This is a genomic window from Flammeovirga sp. OC4 (genome assembly GCF_000812565.1).
Classification (GTDB): domain Bacteria; phylum Bacteroidota; class Bacteroidia; order Cytophagales; family Flammeovirgaceae; genus Flammeovirga.
Genome location: NZ_JTAM01000004.1, coordinates 20,683 through 40,069, shown reverse-complemented (window position 1 = coordinate 40,069; position 19,387 = coordinate 20,683). Strand labels below are relative to the sequence as shown.

Below are 19,387 nucleotides of genomic sequence, written 5' to 3'. Positions count from 1 at the left end.
TCGTTTTTGACGAATTAAGCTTCTACAGTTTCTGCATCCACTAATTTATACAATTTATCTGAAGGACGAATCTGCGTATCCAATTTGATACTGAACGTATCGCCTTTTACCGCCATTTCTTTCTTTCCTTCATCGTTTACGTGAAGCTCTTCCACTACAGTTTCTACCACACCAGTAGTAGGACCTGTGATGAGAAGTTTATCACCTACTTTTACTTTTTGAGTCTCTAGCTGGAATTCCGCCACTTGAATATTTTTGAAATAACGACGACCGTTACCCAAGAATACTTTTCTAGTTTTGGCTTTTGAACCGTGTTGATCTGTCCATTTACCCATTTCTTGACCAAGGTAGTAACCACCCCAGAATCCACGGTTGTAAACTTCAGTCATACGCTCTTTCCACTGCTCACCTTTCTCTTTTGTGTAAGTACCTTCGAAGTAGCTGTCAATTGCTTCTCTGTAGCATTGAGCAACAGTCTTCACGTATTCAGGACCTTTACCACGACCTTCAATTTTCAATACTTTCACACCAGTGTCCAATAATTGATCTAGGAAGTCGATTGTACATAAATCTTCCGGCGACATGATGTACTCATTGTCGATTTCTAATTCGTGACCGTCTTCGATATCGATTACCTTATATTTTCTACGACAGTTTTGAACACAAGCACCTCTGTTTGCAGAAGAGTTTTGTGTATGTAATGATAAGTAACACTTACCAGAAACCGCCATACACAATGCACCGTGTGCAAATACTTCCACTTCTACCAATTCACCTGAAGGACCCGTGATGTTCTCGTTTTTGATCGTATCACAGATGGTCTTCATTTGAACCATAGAAAGTTCTCTTGAAAGTACCATTACATCTGCAAATGTAGAGTAGAAACGTACTGTCTCCGCATTTGTGATATTCACTTGCGTTGAGATATGTACTTCAACACCGATTCTGAATGCATAAGCAATAACAGCTTGATCAGAAGCGATGATGGCAGTAATACCAGACTCTTTTACACGATCAACAACTCTACGCATAATTGATAAATCATGCTCATAGATAATTGTGTTAAGCGTCAAATAAGATCTTACGCCGTTCTCATTACAGATGCGAGCCACTTCCTCAAGGTCATCAAGAGTGAAGTTCATAGAGGCACGAGCTCTCATATTGAGCTGTTCTACCCCAAAATATATAGAGTCAGCACCACCTTGGATGGCGGCCATCATTGAGTCAAATCCGCCTGCAGGTGCCATTAATTCTACTGGACGTTTTGTTGCAGGTTTTTTAAATTTATGCTCCACTTTATGTTTATTTTAAAATTCGGTTTGCAAAAATACGACGAAAATCATCGTTAATCAATTTTTTTCGTAAAATAGCTTACCTTTATCCTATGATAATCAACGTAATAGTATGGAAAACTATTCGTAAATCAATAATTATTCACAAATGAAAGACCTATTGACCCTAAGAATCAAAAACATGGTTTGTCCAAGATGTGTACAAGCTGTTTGGAATATTTTGGACCAAAACGATGTAATGGTTGACCGTGTTGAACTAGGTGTCGCTTATTTACAACTTCCTTTACAACCAGAACAAAGAGATATTGTTACAAAAGATTTAGAAAATCTCGGGTTTGAAATTCTTGACGACAAACAGACAATTTTAGTAGAAAAAGTAAAAAATTTAATCCATGATAAGTTTCAAAACCTTGAAAAACAACAATGGAATAAGACTTTTTCATCTGAATTAGAAGAACAGCTAAAGAAAGATTATTCTACTATTAGTCATTTATTTTCTTCTACTGAAGGAGTGACCATAGAAAAGTACCTTAATCAACAGAAAATTGAAAAAGTAAAAGAGTTTTTGATTTATGATGAGTTAAGTGTAAAGGAAATCGCTGATTTACTTGGGTTTAACAGTACACAGTATTTGTCAAGCAAATTCAAACAAGCGACAGGGATGACTCCAAATTCTTTTAAAAAAATGAACCCAACACACCTTAGAAATTGTTTAAGTAAAAAGGTGTGAATGTTTGTTAATCAATAAAATGCTACGTACCTTATGTATTGTACTGAATCATTAATCTATAATACCTAACTAATAATATTGCTTTTAAGGTTAGTTTTTTTCTATTCCAATGACAAAAAAGGATCAATTTTATCATAACCTAATACGTATACAACGCTCATTATCCGACAGCAACATTAAAGATTGTATGGAGTCACTCTTGTATTTTGCACAAGAATACCTAGAGCCTATTTATTGTGTGATTTGCAAAGTGGGGACTTATGGAGATGTATATCATTGTGTTTCGAGATACGACCAGGGAAAAAAAGTGAAATTACCTTCTTTGGAACAAACTATTACAAATGTAGTAGAGGGGAAAGAGGTTGTAATCGAACAAATTGATGCCTATGAGGTCGTTTGTTTGCCTATCAAATCTTCTCACCAAAAAGTATTGGGTGTGTTATCTTTCGTATTGCACAAGGACATAGAATACGATTACTTTGCAATGGAGCAAGTAGTTATTATAGGCGAAAGCTTATTAGATATTCTACAGCAGAAGAGTAGCACAAAAATCGAGGTTCCTGTCAATAATTCATTCAACTTATCTTTCAAACCTTTTTTTACGGATTCTTATAACCTTTGCTGTATTACTGATTCAGATTCCGGTGATTATTTATTTATGAATCAATCATGGGAAAGAACACTGGGGTATTCTATTGAAGAATTGAAAGCCTACAACTTTTCAAATTGGGTTCACCCCGATGATATTAATGAAACAATAAAAGTATTTCAAGATGTTTGTGATGGAAAAGTGGTTAGGTCGTTTATCAATAGATATAGAACGAAATGGGGTGATTATAAATACTTGGAGTGGGATGCCACTTTAGATGAAGATAGACGAGTGGTTTATGCTGTAGCAAAAGACATTACTAGCCAGCATGAAAATCACGAAAAGTTATTCTTTCAATCCACAATTTTAAAGGCTGTTCAAGACAGTATTTTAGTAATAGACCTCAATGGTAAAATATCGTATATCAACGATGCTGTTATTTCATTGACAGGATATCCAAAAAATTATTTAATTGGGAGGTCCTTAGATATTATTCTAAAAAGGGTTGATCAAAGTAAGTCATTGGATGTTGATATTAGTGATTTCTTGAAAGATGAGAACAATATTGAACTTCAAATTGAAAGAAGGGACGGTGAATTTATTTGGATTGAAATAAGAACAAGTGTCTTAGAAGATGTTTATGGAGATCCAATTGGTTATTTGGGGATTATCAAAGATATCACTCATCGTAAAGAATATGAAGAAACCTTGATGAATAGAAATGAGGAGTTAAGTAAGGCCAATAAAGAATTAGATAACTTCGTTTACAGAGTATCTCATGATTTAAGAGCTCCAATTACCTCTGCGTTAGGCTTAATTGAATTGAGTATGGAAGCCTCTTTGGAGGAAGTATACGAATACTTGAAACTACAGCAAAGGTCTTTAATGAAGCTGGATGATTTTATTCGTGATATTTTGAATTACTCTAGAAACAATAGAATGGAATTGAAGCCTACTAGGGTGGATATTCAGGATTTGATTGAGGTGACTTTAGAGCAATATAAGTTTATCAGTAATTATAAATTGGTGAAAATCACGAAAGAAATTAATGTGGAAAACCACCTCTATTGTGATGAATCTAGATTAGCTGTTATTCTTAATAATTTAATTTCTAATGCCTATAAATTTACAACATTGGTGCCCAATCCTGAAATAAAGGTGGAGGTTAATGTAACACCCAATGATTTGATTTTGGTGATTGAAGACAATGGTATTGGAATTAAAAATGATCATATCACCAAGATATTTGATATGTTCTACAGAGCTACGGATGTGAATAATGGTTCTGGTTTGGGATTGTATATTGTAAAAGAGGCTGTCAAACGTTTGGGAGGTGAAATTGCAGTAGAATCCATTCTTAATGAAGGAACAAAATTCAAAATCACTATTCCGAACTTGTGGAGTATTTTTCCTAAAGAAATAAGAGAAAAAGCTACAAACTAACTCAAAGGAGAAGTCTGTAGCTTAAGTAATAGCTTTAAAGTGTTTAAAGGCTACACCATCATAATTAAATTTATAAAATGAATAAATTAATACTAGGGTACGACAAGCTACTGAACGTACCTCTAGAATTAATTTTTTTATGTTTAAGCACTAAGCCTTTTTACGACTATAGAAAATACTAAAGAATACCGGGAATACGATCAACGTTAAGACTGTCGCAGTAAGAATACCCCAAACAATCACGACCGCTAAAGGCTTCTGAGATTCCGATCCAATTCCTGTTGACATTGAAGCCGGTAATAAACCTACAAAGTCAGTTACTGCCGTCATCAATACCGGACGAATTCTTGATTTTACCCCATTGTGAACAGCATCATCCAATCCCATTCCTTCTTGTAGATTACTCTTGAACTTGGAGACGAGTAGTACACCGTTCTGTACACAAATACCAAACAAGGCGATAAATCCTACACCGGCAGAGATACCGAAGTTCATGGTGAAGAACGTCAAACCAAGAATACCACCAATCAAGGCAAATGGTACGTTCATCATCACGATACTTGCGTCTTTCACATTATTGAAGGTGGTCAATAATACCAAGAAGATCATGACCATCACGACTGGAACCACTTGCATCAGACGGTTTTGAGCACGTTCCATATTTTCAAACTCACCATCCCAAGAGAAGTGCATTCCTTTGCTGATGTTTAGTGTGCCTTCCACTTTTTCTTGTGCTTCAGCTACTGCACTACCCAAGTCTCTTCCTCTTACGGAGAAAGTAATGGCAACAAATCTTTCACCACCACTTCTGTAGACAAAGGCAGGGCCTGTTTTAGTCGTAATATCAGCGATCTCACCCAATTGAACCATTCCTCCGTCTAATGTCGGCACTTTGATGTGACCAATCATATCAGCATCTTGTCTATGTTCTTCTTGGTAACGGACACGGATATCAAATCGTCTTTCGTCTTCATACAATTGAGTGGCAGCTTTACCACCAATTGCCATTTCGATTACGGATTGAGCATCAGCAGTAGCCACACCATAAAGGGCCATTTTCTCCTGATTCAGGTCGATACGTAATTCAGGTTGACCGATTAATTTGATGACGTTAAGGTCGGTGATACCGTCTACGCCTTCCATGATGTTTTTAGCCTCATTGGCTAGATCTTCCAATTGGAATAAATCATTGCCATAGATTTTCAAGGCTAAAGCACCTTTCACACCGGTTACGGCTTCTTCCACATTATCCATGATAGGCTGTGAGAAGTTGAAAGAAACACCTTGGTAATCGTTTAATTTATCTTCGAGTTCTGAAATGATTTCCTGTTTGGATAGTCCTCGTTCCCATTCATCTTGAGGATAAAGGTCTACGTGGAATTCTATATTAAAGAATCCCGTTGGATCCGTTCCATCATTCGGTCTACCCGTTTGTGACAATACTCCTCGAACTTCAGGGGTTTCACGAATTGTCTTTCTGAGCTTTTGTGTCATATCATACGACTCACTCAAGCTGGAACTGATTGGCATAAAGGCCCTGATATAAATCGCTCCTTCATTTAGTTGAGGTAAGAATTCAGTACCCAATCTTGATCCAAAGAATAAACCAACTGATAATACAGCACCTGATAATAGTACTGTTAATCTTTTACGTTTGTATGCCCAAGAGAATGCACCGTAGAACATTTTCTGCATGAAACGAGTAAAGAAATTCTCTTTCTCTCTTACATTTTTCTTTAAAAGAACACTTACCAAAACAGGTACCAATGTAAGTGACATAATCAAGGCGCCTAGTAATGCAAATCCAAAAGTATAAGCTAATGGAGAGAACATTTTCCCTTCCACTTTCTGGAATGCGAAAATTGGCACTAAGGCAAGGATTGTGATTAACTGAGAGGAGAATAAGTTGGCTCCCAATTTAGAACCTGCAGACTTGATCAAACCTAATTTAGATAGCTTGTTGAATTTCTCCATACCAAGCTCTCTTGCTCGTTTATCAAGCACTACAAAGAGTCCTTCCACCATTACGACGGCACCATCGATGATAATACCAAAGTCAATTGCTCCTAGTGAAAGTAGGTTGGCAGACATGCCTTTCATCCTCATACAGACTAATGCAAACAGGAGTGAAAGCGGGATAATAATGGAGACAATAAAGGTCGTTCTCCAATCTGCCATAAAGAGTAATACAAAAATGACTACGAAGAAAATACCTTCTGCTAAGTTCTTCATTACCGTGTCAGTAGTGTAATCGATCAGCTCGGCTCTATCATAAAAAGGTTCGATTTGTGTACCTTCAGGAAGTACTCTCTCGTTTAAGTCTTCAATTTTTACTTGAAGTCTTTCGATTACTTCACTTGGGTTTTCACCACGACGCATCACCACAATACCTTGTACCAAATCAGGGTCATCATTCAAACCAACAATACCCAATTTAGGAGCAAAAGTTTCTTGTACTTTCGCTACATTTTTGACCAAAACAGTTGTATTACCGTTGCGCTCAATGATCACGTTTTCGATCTCCTCTTTGTTGTTCAGAAGTCCAATACCTCTTACAACATAAGCTTGATTTCTTTTCTCAATCACATCACCACCCACATTGACATTACTTCTTTCTAAAGCCTCATAAAGCTCCAATGCAGTAATATCATATTGTGACATCAAATGCGGGTCAGCACTTACTTCAAAGATTTTTACTTCACCTCCAAAACTGACTACATCAGCAATACCAGGTACGGCTCTCAGTTGTCTTTCAATCGTCCAGTCTTGAAGTGTTTTTAACTCTCTTACGGATTGATGATCTGATTTTAATGTATATCTAAAAATCTCACCGGTAGGGCCAGAAGAAGGTTCCATTTCAGAATCAACACCATCAGGAAGATCCACGTTCATGATTCTGTTCGCCACCAATTGACGGGCTCTGAATTCATCCACATCATCACCAAAAGCGATAGTGACTACGGACAAACCGAACAGCGAAATTGAACGGACTTCTGTTTTACCTGGTGTTGAATTCACCTCTACCTCAATCGGCAGGGTCACAAATTTCTCCAATTCTTCTGCACTCTTACCAGGCCATTGTGAGATAATTCTTACTCTAGGGTTGGTAACGTCAGGAAATGCCTCGATAGGCGTATTTTGATAGCTAATCACTCCGGAAACGATCAGGATTAGTGTCATAAAGAACACAAAGAATCGGTTTCTCAGAGAGAAGCTAATGATATTTTGAACAAAGTTTTTCATTTCTTCTACAAATTTTTAGCAGGTGGATTTTATTAGTTTTTTGCGATTTTTTGTTGTTCTACTAGCTCATTGAATAACAATAGAGCCTTTTCTGATACAACACGATCATTACTTTTTAAATCCCCCGAAATGAAAACTTTATTGTCATTGTTCCCTTTTACTTGAACAGGAACTACTTTAAATTCTTGCCCCACTTTCTTTACAACATAATCTTTGTTGTTGTGGAATACGATAGCGTTGTCTGGCACTTCCAATACTTCCTCATCGAAGTCTTGATAAACTACTACGTTCATTGCCATGTTTGGAAGTAGCTTTTTGTTTTCATTACGCATTGCCACTCTAGCACTCAAAACTTTCGTTTCAGGGTCAATCATTTTACTCATTTTTTCGATCTTACCAGTGAAAGTTTCATTAGGATACGCCATTGCTTTTGCTTCCACTTTAGCACCTAACTGTACTTTGCTTAAGTCCGATTCGAATACATTGATTTTCACCCAAACATCACTCAAATTGACAATTGTGAACATTGACTCTTCAAAATCATCACGCAATAACATATTGGCATTAATGTTCTTTTCGATGATTGTACCGCTCATTGGAGCTCTTACAATGTGAGTTGCATTGCTTGACTCACCCATCAATTTCAATGTTTGATTTACTTTATCTAATTGAGCTTTTGCCGCTTCCAACTCACTTTTCGCTTGTTGTAATTCCAAAGCAGAGCTTAAACCAGCATCAAATAAAGAGTTCGCTACTTCAAACTCTTTTTCTTCACGGTCAACATTCGCTTTTGCTTCAATCCATTCTTGCTTTACTTCCGCCATATCTGCAGAGTAAATTTTTGCCAAGACTTGTCCTTTTTTGACTTCATCACCGATCGCCACCATCACATTGGTTACTCTACCAGAAACGATAGCAGGAATACGGATTTGTTTGTTTGGTAATGCCTCAACAGTACCTGTTAATCGGATTTTATTGGAAAGTGTAGAAGATGTAACTGCTTCAGTAGCTACAATTTTTTTCATACTTGAGCTTAGCTCAGTAGTAGTTTCTTTTTTGTTTTCAGTTTTAGCTGTTGATGTAGAGCATGAATGAAAAGAAAGACTGATTGTTCCAGCGAATACTAGACCTGCAACTAATTTATATAAAGATTTCATGTGATTTCGAATTAAGAATTATTGAATAGGATAGATGTCTTTGCCAACCGTGTAGTTGACATTTTCTTGTGCTTGGAATAGCGACATTTCAGTGTCGTACCATTGTCCAAGGTTGTCGCGGTAGCTTTCAAAGAAGTCAATGAACTCCAAAAGGCTTAACTGTTTGTGTTGGTAACTTTTGGTTACAGCACCCATTACTTCTTCCATTTCCGCAGACAATTCAGGGTCTAACTGCTCATAAAGTGATCTTACTTGATTCAACTTTTGAGCGGCAGTGTAGATGTCAATCTGAAGGTTTTTCTCTGCTTCATTTAAGCGAACTTGTTGTTGTTCTTGCTGAATTTTAGCGGCTTGAATTCCCCCTTTATTTCTATCCCAAACTGGTAAATCAAAGGCAATTTGGATAGCCCAATAATCTGCTTGGTGAGCACCTCTACGGTCATACATTGTTCCTAAATGTAGATCCGGTACCGCCTCAGCTTTGGCTAGCGCAAGACTCTCCGCAGATTGTTTCATACGAATATTTTCGATTTTGAAATCGAACCTATGATCTTGTGCTAGTGTTGCCCAAAGCGTCGGATCGGGTAAAGATTCACTTGGCTTGAATTCAGGAATCGTGATAGTTAAACTAACATTAGCCTGCACGTTTAAGAGCATTTTAATGTTCGCTTCAATATCAGCGGCTTCTTGAACCAAGTCTAGCCAACCTTTTCTGGCATCCAACAGAAGTGCTTTCAAACGCACCACTTCTGATTTAGATACATTTCCCTTTTGTGATTGTTCTTTATAAACAGCGACTAACTTTTCAACGGGCTCAATGGCCACTAAATAGCTACTCGCTTTCTCTTGTGCATAATGTAACTCAACTAACTCTGAACGAAGTTCCGTACGAAGTTCTCTCAATGTATTGTAAAATTCATACTCTGAGATTTCAGCCTCAATCTTGGCTACATTGGTTCTCTTTTTTCTTTTACCCGCAGTTTCGATCATCTGCGAGATTTCGAAAACCCTTTGAGCTTCTCTATCTGTTCTGAACCAGATATTATCCTCATTGTCATACATAGCGATCTCTATTCCAACCTCAGGATTAGGCCACGCTTTTGCTTGAATGACTTCTGCTTTTGATATTTCTATATTTTGCTTTTCAGCGATTAGAGTTAAGTTATTTTGAAGGAAGATTTCCTCCGCTTGTGGTATTGTTAACTGCATTTTTAAGGCTTCTTCTTCCGCTTTTTGTGCAGAGGCAGTAAGGCTTAAAATGCATAACATTAAACCAATAAAATACTTGTACATAGTATTATACCTAAATAATAATAATGAATAAGGTATCATGACTTACCAACAGAACATATCTGTAGCAAGTTGATAAACATAAAATATTGAATAGGGAATGTCTTCTGAAAAGACATAAAAAACCGTAAATAGAGGCGTGTTAAGAAAGAAGCTATAAATTGATTATAAGCTACTTAAAAGCCATTACGGTAAAATAATACTATGCCATTTTCGGCGGGGGAGTATCTGTAGGGTAGGAAGGAGAAGTATAAAATAATGGACGAGCGATTGGGAGTTTCTCGTCAGTTGGCAATTCATCAATATCAACTTGGGACGCTGGGGTTATGATGCTTGGGTTACTGAGGAACCAAGTAATATTGATTTGACCTACAATCACCTGCCCTTCATCTTCTCCATTAGGGTTATCAGGTAATGCAGCATCTTCACCAAATAGATGCATGGATACCAACTCAAAGATACTTTCAATCTCATTGGACATATGTTTAGGCAATAGTCTGTCATTCACATTTACACTTACGTTAAATAAGTGAAATGCCATTAACAGCACTAAGCTTTTGATGATGCCGCTATGTGAAAAATATCTTCTCATTATTTTTAGAACCATACAATAATGGTACTTATTTACAACAATACGGAAGAATTTAAGAGTTATCGATCTTTATTAACAGCTGTTATAAAAATAACAATGTCTATTTGTATTAAGGGTTAATGACCAATGCCAAAGTCAAATCAATTCGGTTCAAACCCTCCTCTGATCCACTCGGAAGTCGTACTGTATTCACCGTACCATTTTCTTCAACCTGAAATTCTGTTAGACTTCCAAGGATAATATCAAACTGTAGATTCAAACAGGCAACAGACGAGACATTAAAATCATATCCTACTGAGAAGTTGATACCATAAGTATCTCCTGTAATTTTGATAGGGTAATATCCAGTTAGACTTGAATTATTTTTATAGTCTAAATAACCAAACCTTCCTCCTAACACCAGTGCACCTTTCTGAGACTTACTTTTTAACCTCACAAGGATACCCGGACCAACAAAATTCATCGTGATAGTCTCTTTTAAAGTAATATCAAAGGGAAAGGTTTCTTCATTTTCAGAACGATTAAACATATATTTTACGCTTACACCGACATAATCATTAAAAAAGTAGGTGGCACTACCACCCAATGTAAAACCTAACCTTAGAGCCTTTATGTGATTTACAATTTGACTAGGTAATCTATTATCGACTGGAATACTTCTGTAGGAAATTCCACCATTCAAACTAAAGCGAAGTTTTGATAATTTTTTGGGAGTGGGATGATATGAACTTGCATCTCTTGGATTATAAAAACCATATTCATAATATTCAATTCTATTTAGCGGTAGCAAACTAGACTTTATTTGCCCTTTCGAATTGATGTTAAAATAAATGTGATTGTTATATATTTCATCAATTTTACATTCAATAGAATCATGACCTATTGTAACAATAAGATCTTGTGAGAAACTAAAGCTTGTAATTAATGAAAAAAAGAAAAGTAGAAGTGTTTTTTTCATTATTTCGAATGAAGATGAGTTGACATGAAATTATATTTATGAATAAATTCTGAATTGACTGATACTTAAAGATAAAGGATATAAATAGGACGTGAAAGTATCTCATCTTTTTTATAATTCAACACTTCTCCAATTAGAGTCTAGAAGATATTTGAACTTTTTAGAGTAAAATTTCAAATAGGCCATCTCCAATTTCACTTACACCAATGAACAATCCTACATTAAATGTAAGATGCCTTTTTTGAGAATACATAATAGTAAGTGGTAAGCCTAGAACTTGTAGTATACTGTATCCAAATGAGATAACCACACTTCCGAAAATAAGTAGGGCCGAATATTCATTAAAGAATAATAAAGAAATAGCACCTATAGTCAAGAAAAATGCACTCAAAAGGATAAATGTTTTGTATTGGTTAATGTTTATTACAAAGCAAAATATAAAAGCCATTAGTGCAGAAACGGAAAGCATTAAAAAGGCGAAGTTGCTGCCTGAAATCTTTGATAAAGTATCTGTTTGTGGAATAAATTCAGAAAGAAATGCTTTGCAAAGTCCTAATAAAAGAGCAGAAACAATAATAATAGTATAGTTGTTTGTGGTGGATAGATGATGATTTTCTTCTTTAGTCAAAACTTCTTTAGTCATTACCTTTTTGAAAATAAAACCAGTAGAGGAAATCAAAACCGCTCCAACAACAAAGGTAAGTGTATCACCAAAGAAGTTAATTAAAGCCACAACAATAGGTTCTAAACTGTTGACTATATTCATCACTAAAACAATCACACCCATTACAAGAGGCAACTTATTGATAGGGGCAAACATCTCAATGTAAGAGGCTGCTGGGCTGATAAAAATATTCATTGTGATCAACCACAAAATAATCATTACAGGAAGGAATAAAGCAAATGATGATTCAGGGCCCAAGCCAATAATAGTGGCCACGATCATAAAAATCATGGATGTGGCACTCACACCGATCATGTATACAAAAAAGTGATTATTTTTTTTAGCAATTAATTTATCTGCAATAAACCCTGCTACAATAGGTATAACGACAACAATAATGGCTTTGGCATAAACCAAAACGCCACTTAAGTGTTCCAAGCCAAATTTATGAAGGAGATGCGGTTGGTATTCTTGATAAGCAATCCAGCTGATAAGAATTGCGACGTTTAGAGCAGTGAGACTAATGACTTCATTCCATTTAATAGATGAAGTGTTGGAAGTAGGAGAAGTAGCAAGTTTTGTCATTTTTTAAGTTTAAATGCTGAACGTGGAAGTGCGTTTCCATTATCTAACGTTAATTATGTAAATAAAGTTTAATTTATTCTTAGTAAATGACAAATTACTACTTCTCGACTCATCTATTACTTCTTATTTTTTGAACTTTAATTCAATCATATAAGGAATATCCACTTCAAGCTTTCTGAAAGTATATTCTCCTTCTTCTTTTTCAACCATATCATCAAAACAGTCATACGTTTGATAATTATGCTCTTGGAAGGTCTTCAATTGATAGCCTTTAGAAAGGAAAGGAGCCATCATTTCCTGTAAGGAATGAATCCAGAAATATTCCGGCAGGTTAAGAGGAGTTTCACCATCATAACTTGTTTCTACCATTTCCTGATACACTTCTTTGTTGAAGTAATTGTATTCAGGTTTGAAGGTATCCCAGTTTAGAGTATAGATGTAAGGGTGCATTTCCACCATATAAAACTCACCGCCTTCTACAAGGTAATCGTCAATGATATTGCCCCATTCTTTTAAATCAGGCAACCAGCATACGGCACCGTAAGAGACAAATACCATATCAAACTTTTCTTCTGTAGAAAGATGATCTCTGATATCATAGAGGTTAGAACAGACAAAAGAGGCATTCAGACCCAATTCATCTCTAATCTCATTGGCCTTATCAATAGCAGTATTAGAAATATCCAGCCCCACTGTCTCAGCTCCCAATCGAGCTAATGACAAAGTATCTAACCCAAAGTGACATTGCAGATGAAGAATACGTTTTCCTGTTACATCACCAATACCGGCAAGTTCCACTTTTTTTAAAGAAGTTTCACCCTTCATGAAACCTTCTACATCGTACATTTTAGAAGCCACATGCCCTTCCACTCGGGCATTCCATTGTTTCTTATTGGCTTCAAATTCTTTTTTAAATTCCATTTGTTTATTGTGTTATGTAATCTATTTCGTGTGCCTCATGATACTGAGGTATATCTATTTTTTTACTGAGCTTTAAAATCGCTTTTTCAGGTACTACCCATTTTCTCTGATTATTCTGCTGAAGAATTTCTTTCAGTGGTTTTTCAAGGTAAATGATTCTCACTTTTGCTTTATAATCAAGAAACAGACTGATCCATTTCTGTCTTAAATCAGAAGTAAGGTTGGTAGCGTTGAAGACAAAAGATTCCTTTTTCCTTAACAAGACTTTGACTTCTTCTTTGGCTAATTGAATGACTTTGCCATTGTGTTTGGTATTCGTAGGGTCAAATTGATGTTCTCTGCGAATGTTATCCAAAGAAACCATAAGATAATCTTCAAAGTGATGTTGGATAAAAGTATCTTTTCCCACTCCAGGTAATCCCGCAAGGAGAATCACTTCAAACTTTAGATCTTCAAAAGGATGATAGAAAGGAGCAATCTCCGGTTTATTGAGATAAAGGAACCTTCCATAATTTGAAGCAAAAGCATAAGGCTCATCCCAGCAGTGTTGCTCTTTACACAATTCCTCAAAAAGCGAAATCTTGTAAAGGATCTCCTCTTTGTCTTCACAAATTCTACCCAAAACGTCCGACCTTGCCAGCATACTCAACCATTTGTTATTGGTCATCAAACTCGACTTGATCACTTCTTTTGTCGGGTCTTCTCTATCAATTGCCCAAAGTGGTAAACCATGCAGTCGTACAAGGTTTGAAATGTGTTCTCTGATCTCAAAAGGTGTATTGTACTGTTCGAATAGGAGAGATCTTACAGTTTGAGCTCCTTTTTTAGCGTGATTAGGTGAAATAATTCTTTCTTGCCCGTCTATGATTTCAGTAGTCGTTGTCGACCTTTTTTCAATATCATGAAAGAGAGCAGATAGAAAAAGAATGTATTGAGCATTATGATCTAAAACCTTAAAGTCATCCATTTTTAAAAGTGCTTCCACCACCATTTTGGTGTGTGTCAATACATCGCCTTCTTGATGCCAAATCGAATCTTGTGGAGTATTTTTTAATTCTGAAAGCCATTCAAATTCTCTTTCTACACTTTCCCAATCCATTGGCGTTTTAATCTGAACAGCCGGAATTGTCCACTCTTTATTTATAGTATTCATATGCATGCCATTGATAAGTTTGATAATCTTGAAGTGTTGCCGGTTGCCAGTTTTTCACCCAATGCTGATCCGTTTTAACATGATTTTCTCGAACCAACTTGAAGAGGTCGCTGAATTCATTATTGGCAACATCTACTAAACCAGAATTAGCAGGGAAGGAATCTGCATTTCTAATGACAAAACCTTCACAACAAGGTTGAAGTGAGTGAACGTCATAACCGCCCAATTGTCCTGCGGTATCCACATAGTCTTCCCATGAACAACCCAATTGATCAGTGATCCATGCTTGTAGTGCCTCCTCCTCATTTTTATAAGTTGACGTAAAAGCAGATAAAGGTTTGTTGATTTCAATCTCAGGAACTGTAGGAAAGTCTAATACTTCCGCATAGAATTTCACTTCTTCCCATGAAAGCCATTGGTCCTTTTCTCTTATACCAAATACATAAAAGAAAGAAGACAGTTTTTTATAGCCTATGGAATGAACGCCGTACATATTTTCCCCAAAGACTTCTAAACCTTTGAGCTGATTTTTGATCAGTTGCCATCTTTCGATTAATGGTTTATCCCAAGGCAATTGAGAAGGAGCGGCATGCGAACGTGCAAATACGCCTAATTCACTGAGACAGTTATTTTGCCCATCTAGTTTTTCGGTCAGTACAAGTTGACGTAATGAAGCAAACGCTTGTACATAACCTTTCGGCATAAAGCGATCGTCGGAGGTCGTGCCCTTGCTACTATGAGCATGCAGACTCCTATTATACTTTTTAGAAAAAGCCATGATTTTAATCTGTAGTAATTGTATTTCTTGTTTTGGCAAACAAGGTTTTCTCTGATTTTGTGAGTCAATTTTATTGCATAGCAAAAAGCCCTTCTTCTGAGGAAGAAAGCTAAAATTGACGGAAGGTATCGAGAAAACAACTACATGGCTCTTATCGTGAGATATGTTTTAAGGTGAATATATTTCGATTATGGAATACAATCTTACTAAAAAAATGAGAAATACAAAAATCCCTTCACCATTTAATGACTTAATGATGAAGGGATTGTGGTTGAACTGCCGTTGTTGAATTTACTTATTCAATAAATTCACAATTTTTCGTCCTAATACAGTACTGATCTTTTCATACGATTCAAAAGACCATCCGCCTACGTGAGGGGTGAAAAGTACTCTGCTGTCTTGGCTTAATTTCTTGAAAATACGGTCCTGTTCAGGCGTCAATGTATTCAATTTTTCATTTTCTAAAACATCTAAACCAGCGGCAAGGATTTTACCATTATCCAATCCCCATTCAATCGTTGAGAACGGAATCACTTCACCTCTTGCAAGGTTGATTAGATAAATGGGCTTTTTGAATCCACCTAAATAATCTTGAGAGACCAAGTGCTTATTTTCTTTATTCAATGGAATGTGAAAACTCAGTACATCGGCCTCATTTTGGATTTGCTCCAAAGTAGCTTCCTGAGCGTATTCATCACCATAGTTCTCTTTTCCATTATCATAAGCCAATACTTTACAACCAAAACCAATCAAACGTTTCGCAAAAGCTTGTCCCATGTGACCGTAGCCAATAATACCCACTGTTCTTGTGGATAACTCGTGACCGCGGTTTTCTTCTCTTTGCCACAATTTCTGACGAACTTCATTGTTACCAACATGAAGGTAATTCATCAAACAAAGCAACATGGCAGTAGTATGTTCACCTACAGCGTCCATGTTTCCTTCAGGGGCATTAAGTAAAGTGATTTGACGTCTTTTTAAATACTCTTCATCGATTTCATCCACGCCAGCTCCTGCACGGGCAATAAAACGAAGTTTGGGAGCTAAATCTAAAAGATCCAATCCAACTTTCATTTTACTTCTAAGCACAAGACCATTATAATCTTTAATTTTATCAGGCACTTCTGCGGGTGTAATGTCAGGAGTGTAAGTATATTCAATATTAGCGGAATCAAAGATTGAAAAAATTGATTCGTGGAGTTTATCTATGATTAAAACTTTTGTCATAAGACATTTATTAAACGTATATTATGTTAGAATATGATAATCCCTATTATTATGTAAATATCTCCTTTTACTTTTGTAATTATCTATTTTCACACTATCAAATTTAGGAGCAATAATGAAAAGCCCATTAAAAATCATCAATCAAATCACCTTAGTTTTCATTTTGTCCTTGTGGTCAATCACCGTTTTTGGACAAAGAAACTATATTTCGCATCAAATCGACGGACAAAATTTAGAAATCAATACTAATGATGGGCAGATCATTGTCAGGCCTTTTGATAAGCAAATAGTAGAGACACAGTTTTACCCCAAAGGGGTTGAAACATTACCATTATCAGAGGCGGTAATTATGGCCCCCAATAAACTAATGGTAAAAGCTAAAGATGAAGGTGCGTTTGTGTCTTTTTCTGTAGAAGGAGGAATGACGGTGAAAGTGAATAAGAAGCCACTTCAAATCAGCTATTATCACAATGGAGAAAAACTATTAGAAGAAAGCAGAGGTTATTTTGATGCAGATACTTTAAAAGGTTTCAAATTCAAAATACAAGAGGGAGAAGCATTATATGGAGCAGGAGAGAGAGCTTTACCTTTGGATAGAAGAGGCCACCGATTGCCACTTTACAATAAAGCGGCCTATGGCAATGAAGAGTTCGCTCCTCAAATGAATTATGGAATGCCATTGATGATTTCATCAAAAAACTATGCTCTTCTTTATGACAATGCCCCTATTGGTTTTATTGATGTTGGAAAAACAAAGAAGGATGAACTTTCTTTTGAGACCATCGGTGGACGATCAAGCTATGTTGTAGTAGCAGGAAATGACTTTAAAGACCTTATGAATGAGTTTACCAATTTAACAGGTAAACAGCCCTTACCTCCACTTTGGATGTTTGGCAATTTTGCTTCTCGTTTTGGATACCATTCACAAGAAGAAGTTGAAACGACTGTAGCAGAATTCAGAGAGAAGGAAGTGCCTCTGGATGCCATTATCCTAGATTTATATTGGTTCGGAAAAGAAATTAAAGGAACAATGGGTAACCTTGATTGGTACAGAGAAGCTTTCCCTCAGCCAGAGCAAATGATGCAAAAGCTGAAAGAGGAGAATGTCAATACAATCCTAATCACAGAGCCTTTTATTGTCACTTCTTCTTCTAAATGGGAAGAGGCTGTAGAAAAAGAGGTATTAGGTACGGACCAATTTGGAAAACCTTATGTTTATGAATTTTTCTTTGGGGAAACAGGTTTGGTAGATGTTTTTAAACCTGAAGCCCAAGATTGGTTCTGGAATATCTACAAAGGATTAATAGAACAAGGTGTTAGTGGATGGTGGGGAGACTTGGGAGAGCCTGAGGTTCATCCATCAGAATTACAGCATGTCAATGGTTCAGCAGATGAAGTACACAACGTTTATGGACATCAATGGGCAAAAATTATTCATGATGGTTACCGAAAGGATTTTCCAGAAGTAAGACCTTTCGTATTGATGCGATCAGGATACGTAGGATCACAACGATACGGTTTAGTGCCTTGGTCAGGTGATGTGAGTCGTTCATTTGGAGGACTTGTACCTCAGTCACAAATTGCCATGACAATGGGGATGAGCGGTATTCCGTATATGCACTCTGATTTAGGAGGTTTTGTGAATTGGGGAAGAACAAAGGAGGAAGTAACAGAGCTTTATGTGAGATGGTTGCAGTACGGTGTGTTCCAACCTGTATACCGACCACATGCTCAAGAAATGATTCCATCAGAAGTGATTCATTACACGGGAGAAACTTTTGATATTGTAAAAAGTTACATTGAATACAGATACAAAATGTTGCCTTACAATTATACTTTAGCCTTTGAAAACTCTACGACAGGTATGCCACTGTTAAGACCATTGTTTGTAGAAGAATCCAACAATGCATCTTTACAAAACTTGTCAGATACTTATATGTGGGGGGACGCCTATTTGGTCGCACCTATTACGGAAAAAGGCGGTCGAGAAAGAAAACTTTATTTACCAAAAGGACATAATTGGTATCACTTATGGACCAACGAAAAGTATGAAGGAGGAAATTGGGTAACAGTGGATGCTCCATTAAAAGGCCTTCCTGTTTTTGTCAAAGGTGGAAGTATTATTCCATTGGCAACGAAAAACCTTCAATCTACCAATGAATACACTTCTGAGGAATTGACATTCCAAATATGGAAAGATGCAGAAGTGAAAGAGCATAAACGAGTAATGTTTGCTGATGACGGAAAGTCAAGATCTTCTATTGATAATCAACAATACCAGTTACTTTCTGTAACAACAAAACTTTCGAAAAAAGGAATGGAAGTAACCTTATCTCAAACAGGAGATTACAAAGGAGCACCTTCTATGAGAAAAATAACACTCGAAATACACAATATGTCAGGAATTCCAAGTGGTGTTGGAATAGGAAAGAAAAACAAGCCTTCTGATAAATGTGACATGGGGTACGATAAGAAAAACAATATCTTATATGTTTCACTAGAGTGGAATGGAGAAGAAAAGACGGTCTATATCATGGATCCAAAGAAAAAGTAATAGGTTGTTAATTGTTTGTTTATCAATACTTTTAAACTAAAGATAGGTATAGTTATTTTCGTTTTTTTAACCTAACAAAACCATTTATCCTCATCATTTCTATTTAAAAAACAGTTTAATCAAATAAGGAATTAAACAAGTTACAAGAGCGTAAGTACTAGGACAAAAAATGCATTGATGTGTTTTGTAGCTCTTTAAAGTTAAATAGAAG

General features: G+C 36.3%; 14 protein-coding genes. 3 read left to right on the top strand and 11 right to left on the bottom strand.

Annotated elements, in window-relative coordinates; translation table 11 throughout:
* Positions 1-14: 14 nt before the first annotated feature.
* Positions 15-1,295 carry a peptidase U32 family protein gene (locus tag PL77_RS04440; protein ID WP_253273962.1) on the bottom strand — a complete coding sequence of 427 codons (1,281 nt, stop codon included), beginning with the start codon at positions 1,293-1,295 and terminating at the stop codon, positions 15-17.
* A gap of 145 nt (positions 1,296-1,440) precedes the next feature.
* Between PL77_RS04440 and PL77_RS04435 the strand changes: the two genes are divergently transcribed.
* Complete coding sequence (locus PL77_RS04435) at positions 1,441-2,022, top strand: AraC family transcriptional regulator (RefSeq protein WP_044202190.1); 582 nt, start codon at positions 1,441-1,443, stop codon at positions 2,020-2,022.
* 187 nt (positions 2,023-2,209) lie between these two features.
* Complete coding sequence (locus tag PL77_RS30215; RefSeq protein WP_052444162.1) at positions 2,210-4,054, top strand: PAS domain-containing sensor histidine kinase; 1,845 nt, start codon at positions 2,210-2,212, stop codon at positions 4,052-4,054.
* Positions 4,055-4,204: 150 nt separating this feature from the next.
* Here the strand turns inward: PL77_RS30215 and PL77_RS04425 are convergent, their stop codons facing one another.
* From PL77_RS04425 to PL77_RS04380, 10 genes are all read right to left on the bottom strand, one after another.
* Positions 4,205-7,297 carry an efflux RND transporter permease subunit gene (locus tag PL77_RS04425; RefSeq protein WP_044202186.1) on the bottom strand — a complete coding sequence of 1,031 codons (3,093 nt, stop codon included), beginning with the start codon at positions 7,295-7,297 and terminating at the stop codon, positions 4,205-4,207.
* Between the two features lie 32 nt (positions 7,298-7,329).
* Positions 7,330-8,454, bottom strand: coding sequence for an efflux RND transporter periplasmic adaptor subunit (locus PL77_RS04420; protein WP_044202183.1), 1,125 nt, complete (start codon positions 8,452-8,454; stop codon positions 7,330-7,332).
* A gap of 18 nt (positions 8,455-8,472) precedes the next feature.
* Positions 8,473-9,747, bottom strand: a complete 1,275-nt coding sequence (locus PL77_RS04415; RefSeq protein WP_044202182.1) for a TolC family protein — start codon at positions 9,745-9,747, stop codon at positions 8,473-8,475.
* Between the two features lie 199 nt (positions 9,748-9,946).
* A complete protein-coding gene (locus tag PL77_RS04410; RefSeq protein ID WP_156152236.1) occupies positions 9,947-10,336 on the bottom strand; it encodes a hypothetical protein in 390 nt (129 codons plus the stop codon).
* Positions 10,337-10,445: 109 nt separating this feature from the next.
* Entirely contained in the window at positions 10,446-11,294 is an 849-nt protein-coding gene (locus PL77_RS04405; protein ID WP_044202179.1) for an outer membrane beta-barrel protein, read from the bottom strand.
* A gap of 160 nt (positions 11,295-11,454) precedes the next feature.
* Positions 11,455-12,543, bottom strand: coding sequence for a hypothetical protein (locus tag PL77_RS04400; RefSeq protein WP_044202177.1), 1,089 nt, complete (start codon positions 12,541-12,543; stop codon positions 11,455-11,457).
* A gap of 123 nt (positions 12,544-12,666) precedes the next feature.
* A complete protein-coding gene (locus PL77_RS04395; RefSeq protein ID WP_044202176.1) occupies positions 12,667-13,464 on the bottom strand; it encodes a bifunctional 2-polyprenyl-6-hydroxyphenol methylase/3-demethylubiquinol 3-O-methyltransferase UbiG in 798 nt (265 codons plus the stop codon).
* A 4-nt stretch (positions 13,465-13,468) separates the two neighbouring features.
* Positions 13,469-14,617 carry an AAA family ATPase gene (locus PL77_RS04390; protein ID WP_253273961.1) on the bottom strand — a complete coding sequence of 383 codons (1,149 nt, stop codon included), beginning with the start codon at positions 14,615-14,617 and terminating at the stop codon, positions 13,469-13,471.
* Complete coding sequence (locus PL77_RS04385) at positions 14,601-15,395, bottom strand: RNA ligase family protein (protein ID WP_044202174.1); 795 nt, start codon at positions 15,393-15,395, stop codon at positions 14,601-14,603. The genes PL77_RS04390 and PL77_RS04385 overlap by 17 nt, the downstream gene beginning before the upstream one ends.
* A 291-nt stretch (positions 15,396-15,686) precedes the next feature.
* Positions 15,687-16,622 (bottom strand): NAD(P)-dependent oxidoreductase, encoded by a 936-nt coding sequence (locus PL77_RS04380; RefSeq protein WP_044202173.1) that lies wholly within the window; start codon positions 16,620-16,622, stop codon positions 15,687-15,689.
* Positions 16,623-16,737: 115 nt separating this feature from the next.
* Between PL77_RS04380 and PL77_RS04375 the strand changes: the two genes are divergently transcribed.
* Positions 16,738-19,176, top strand: a complete 2,439-nt coding sequence (locus PL77_RS04375) for a TIM-barrel domain-containing protein (protein WP_044202172.1) — start codon at positions 16,738-16,740, stop codon at positions 19,174-19,176.
* Positions 19,177-19,387: the final 211 nt, after the last annotated feature.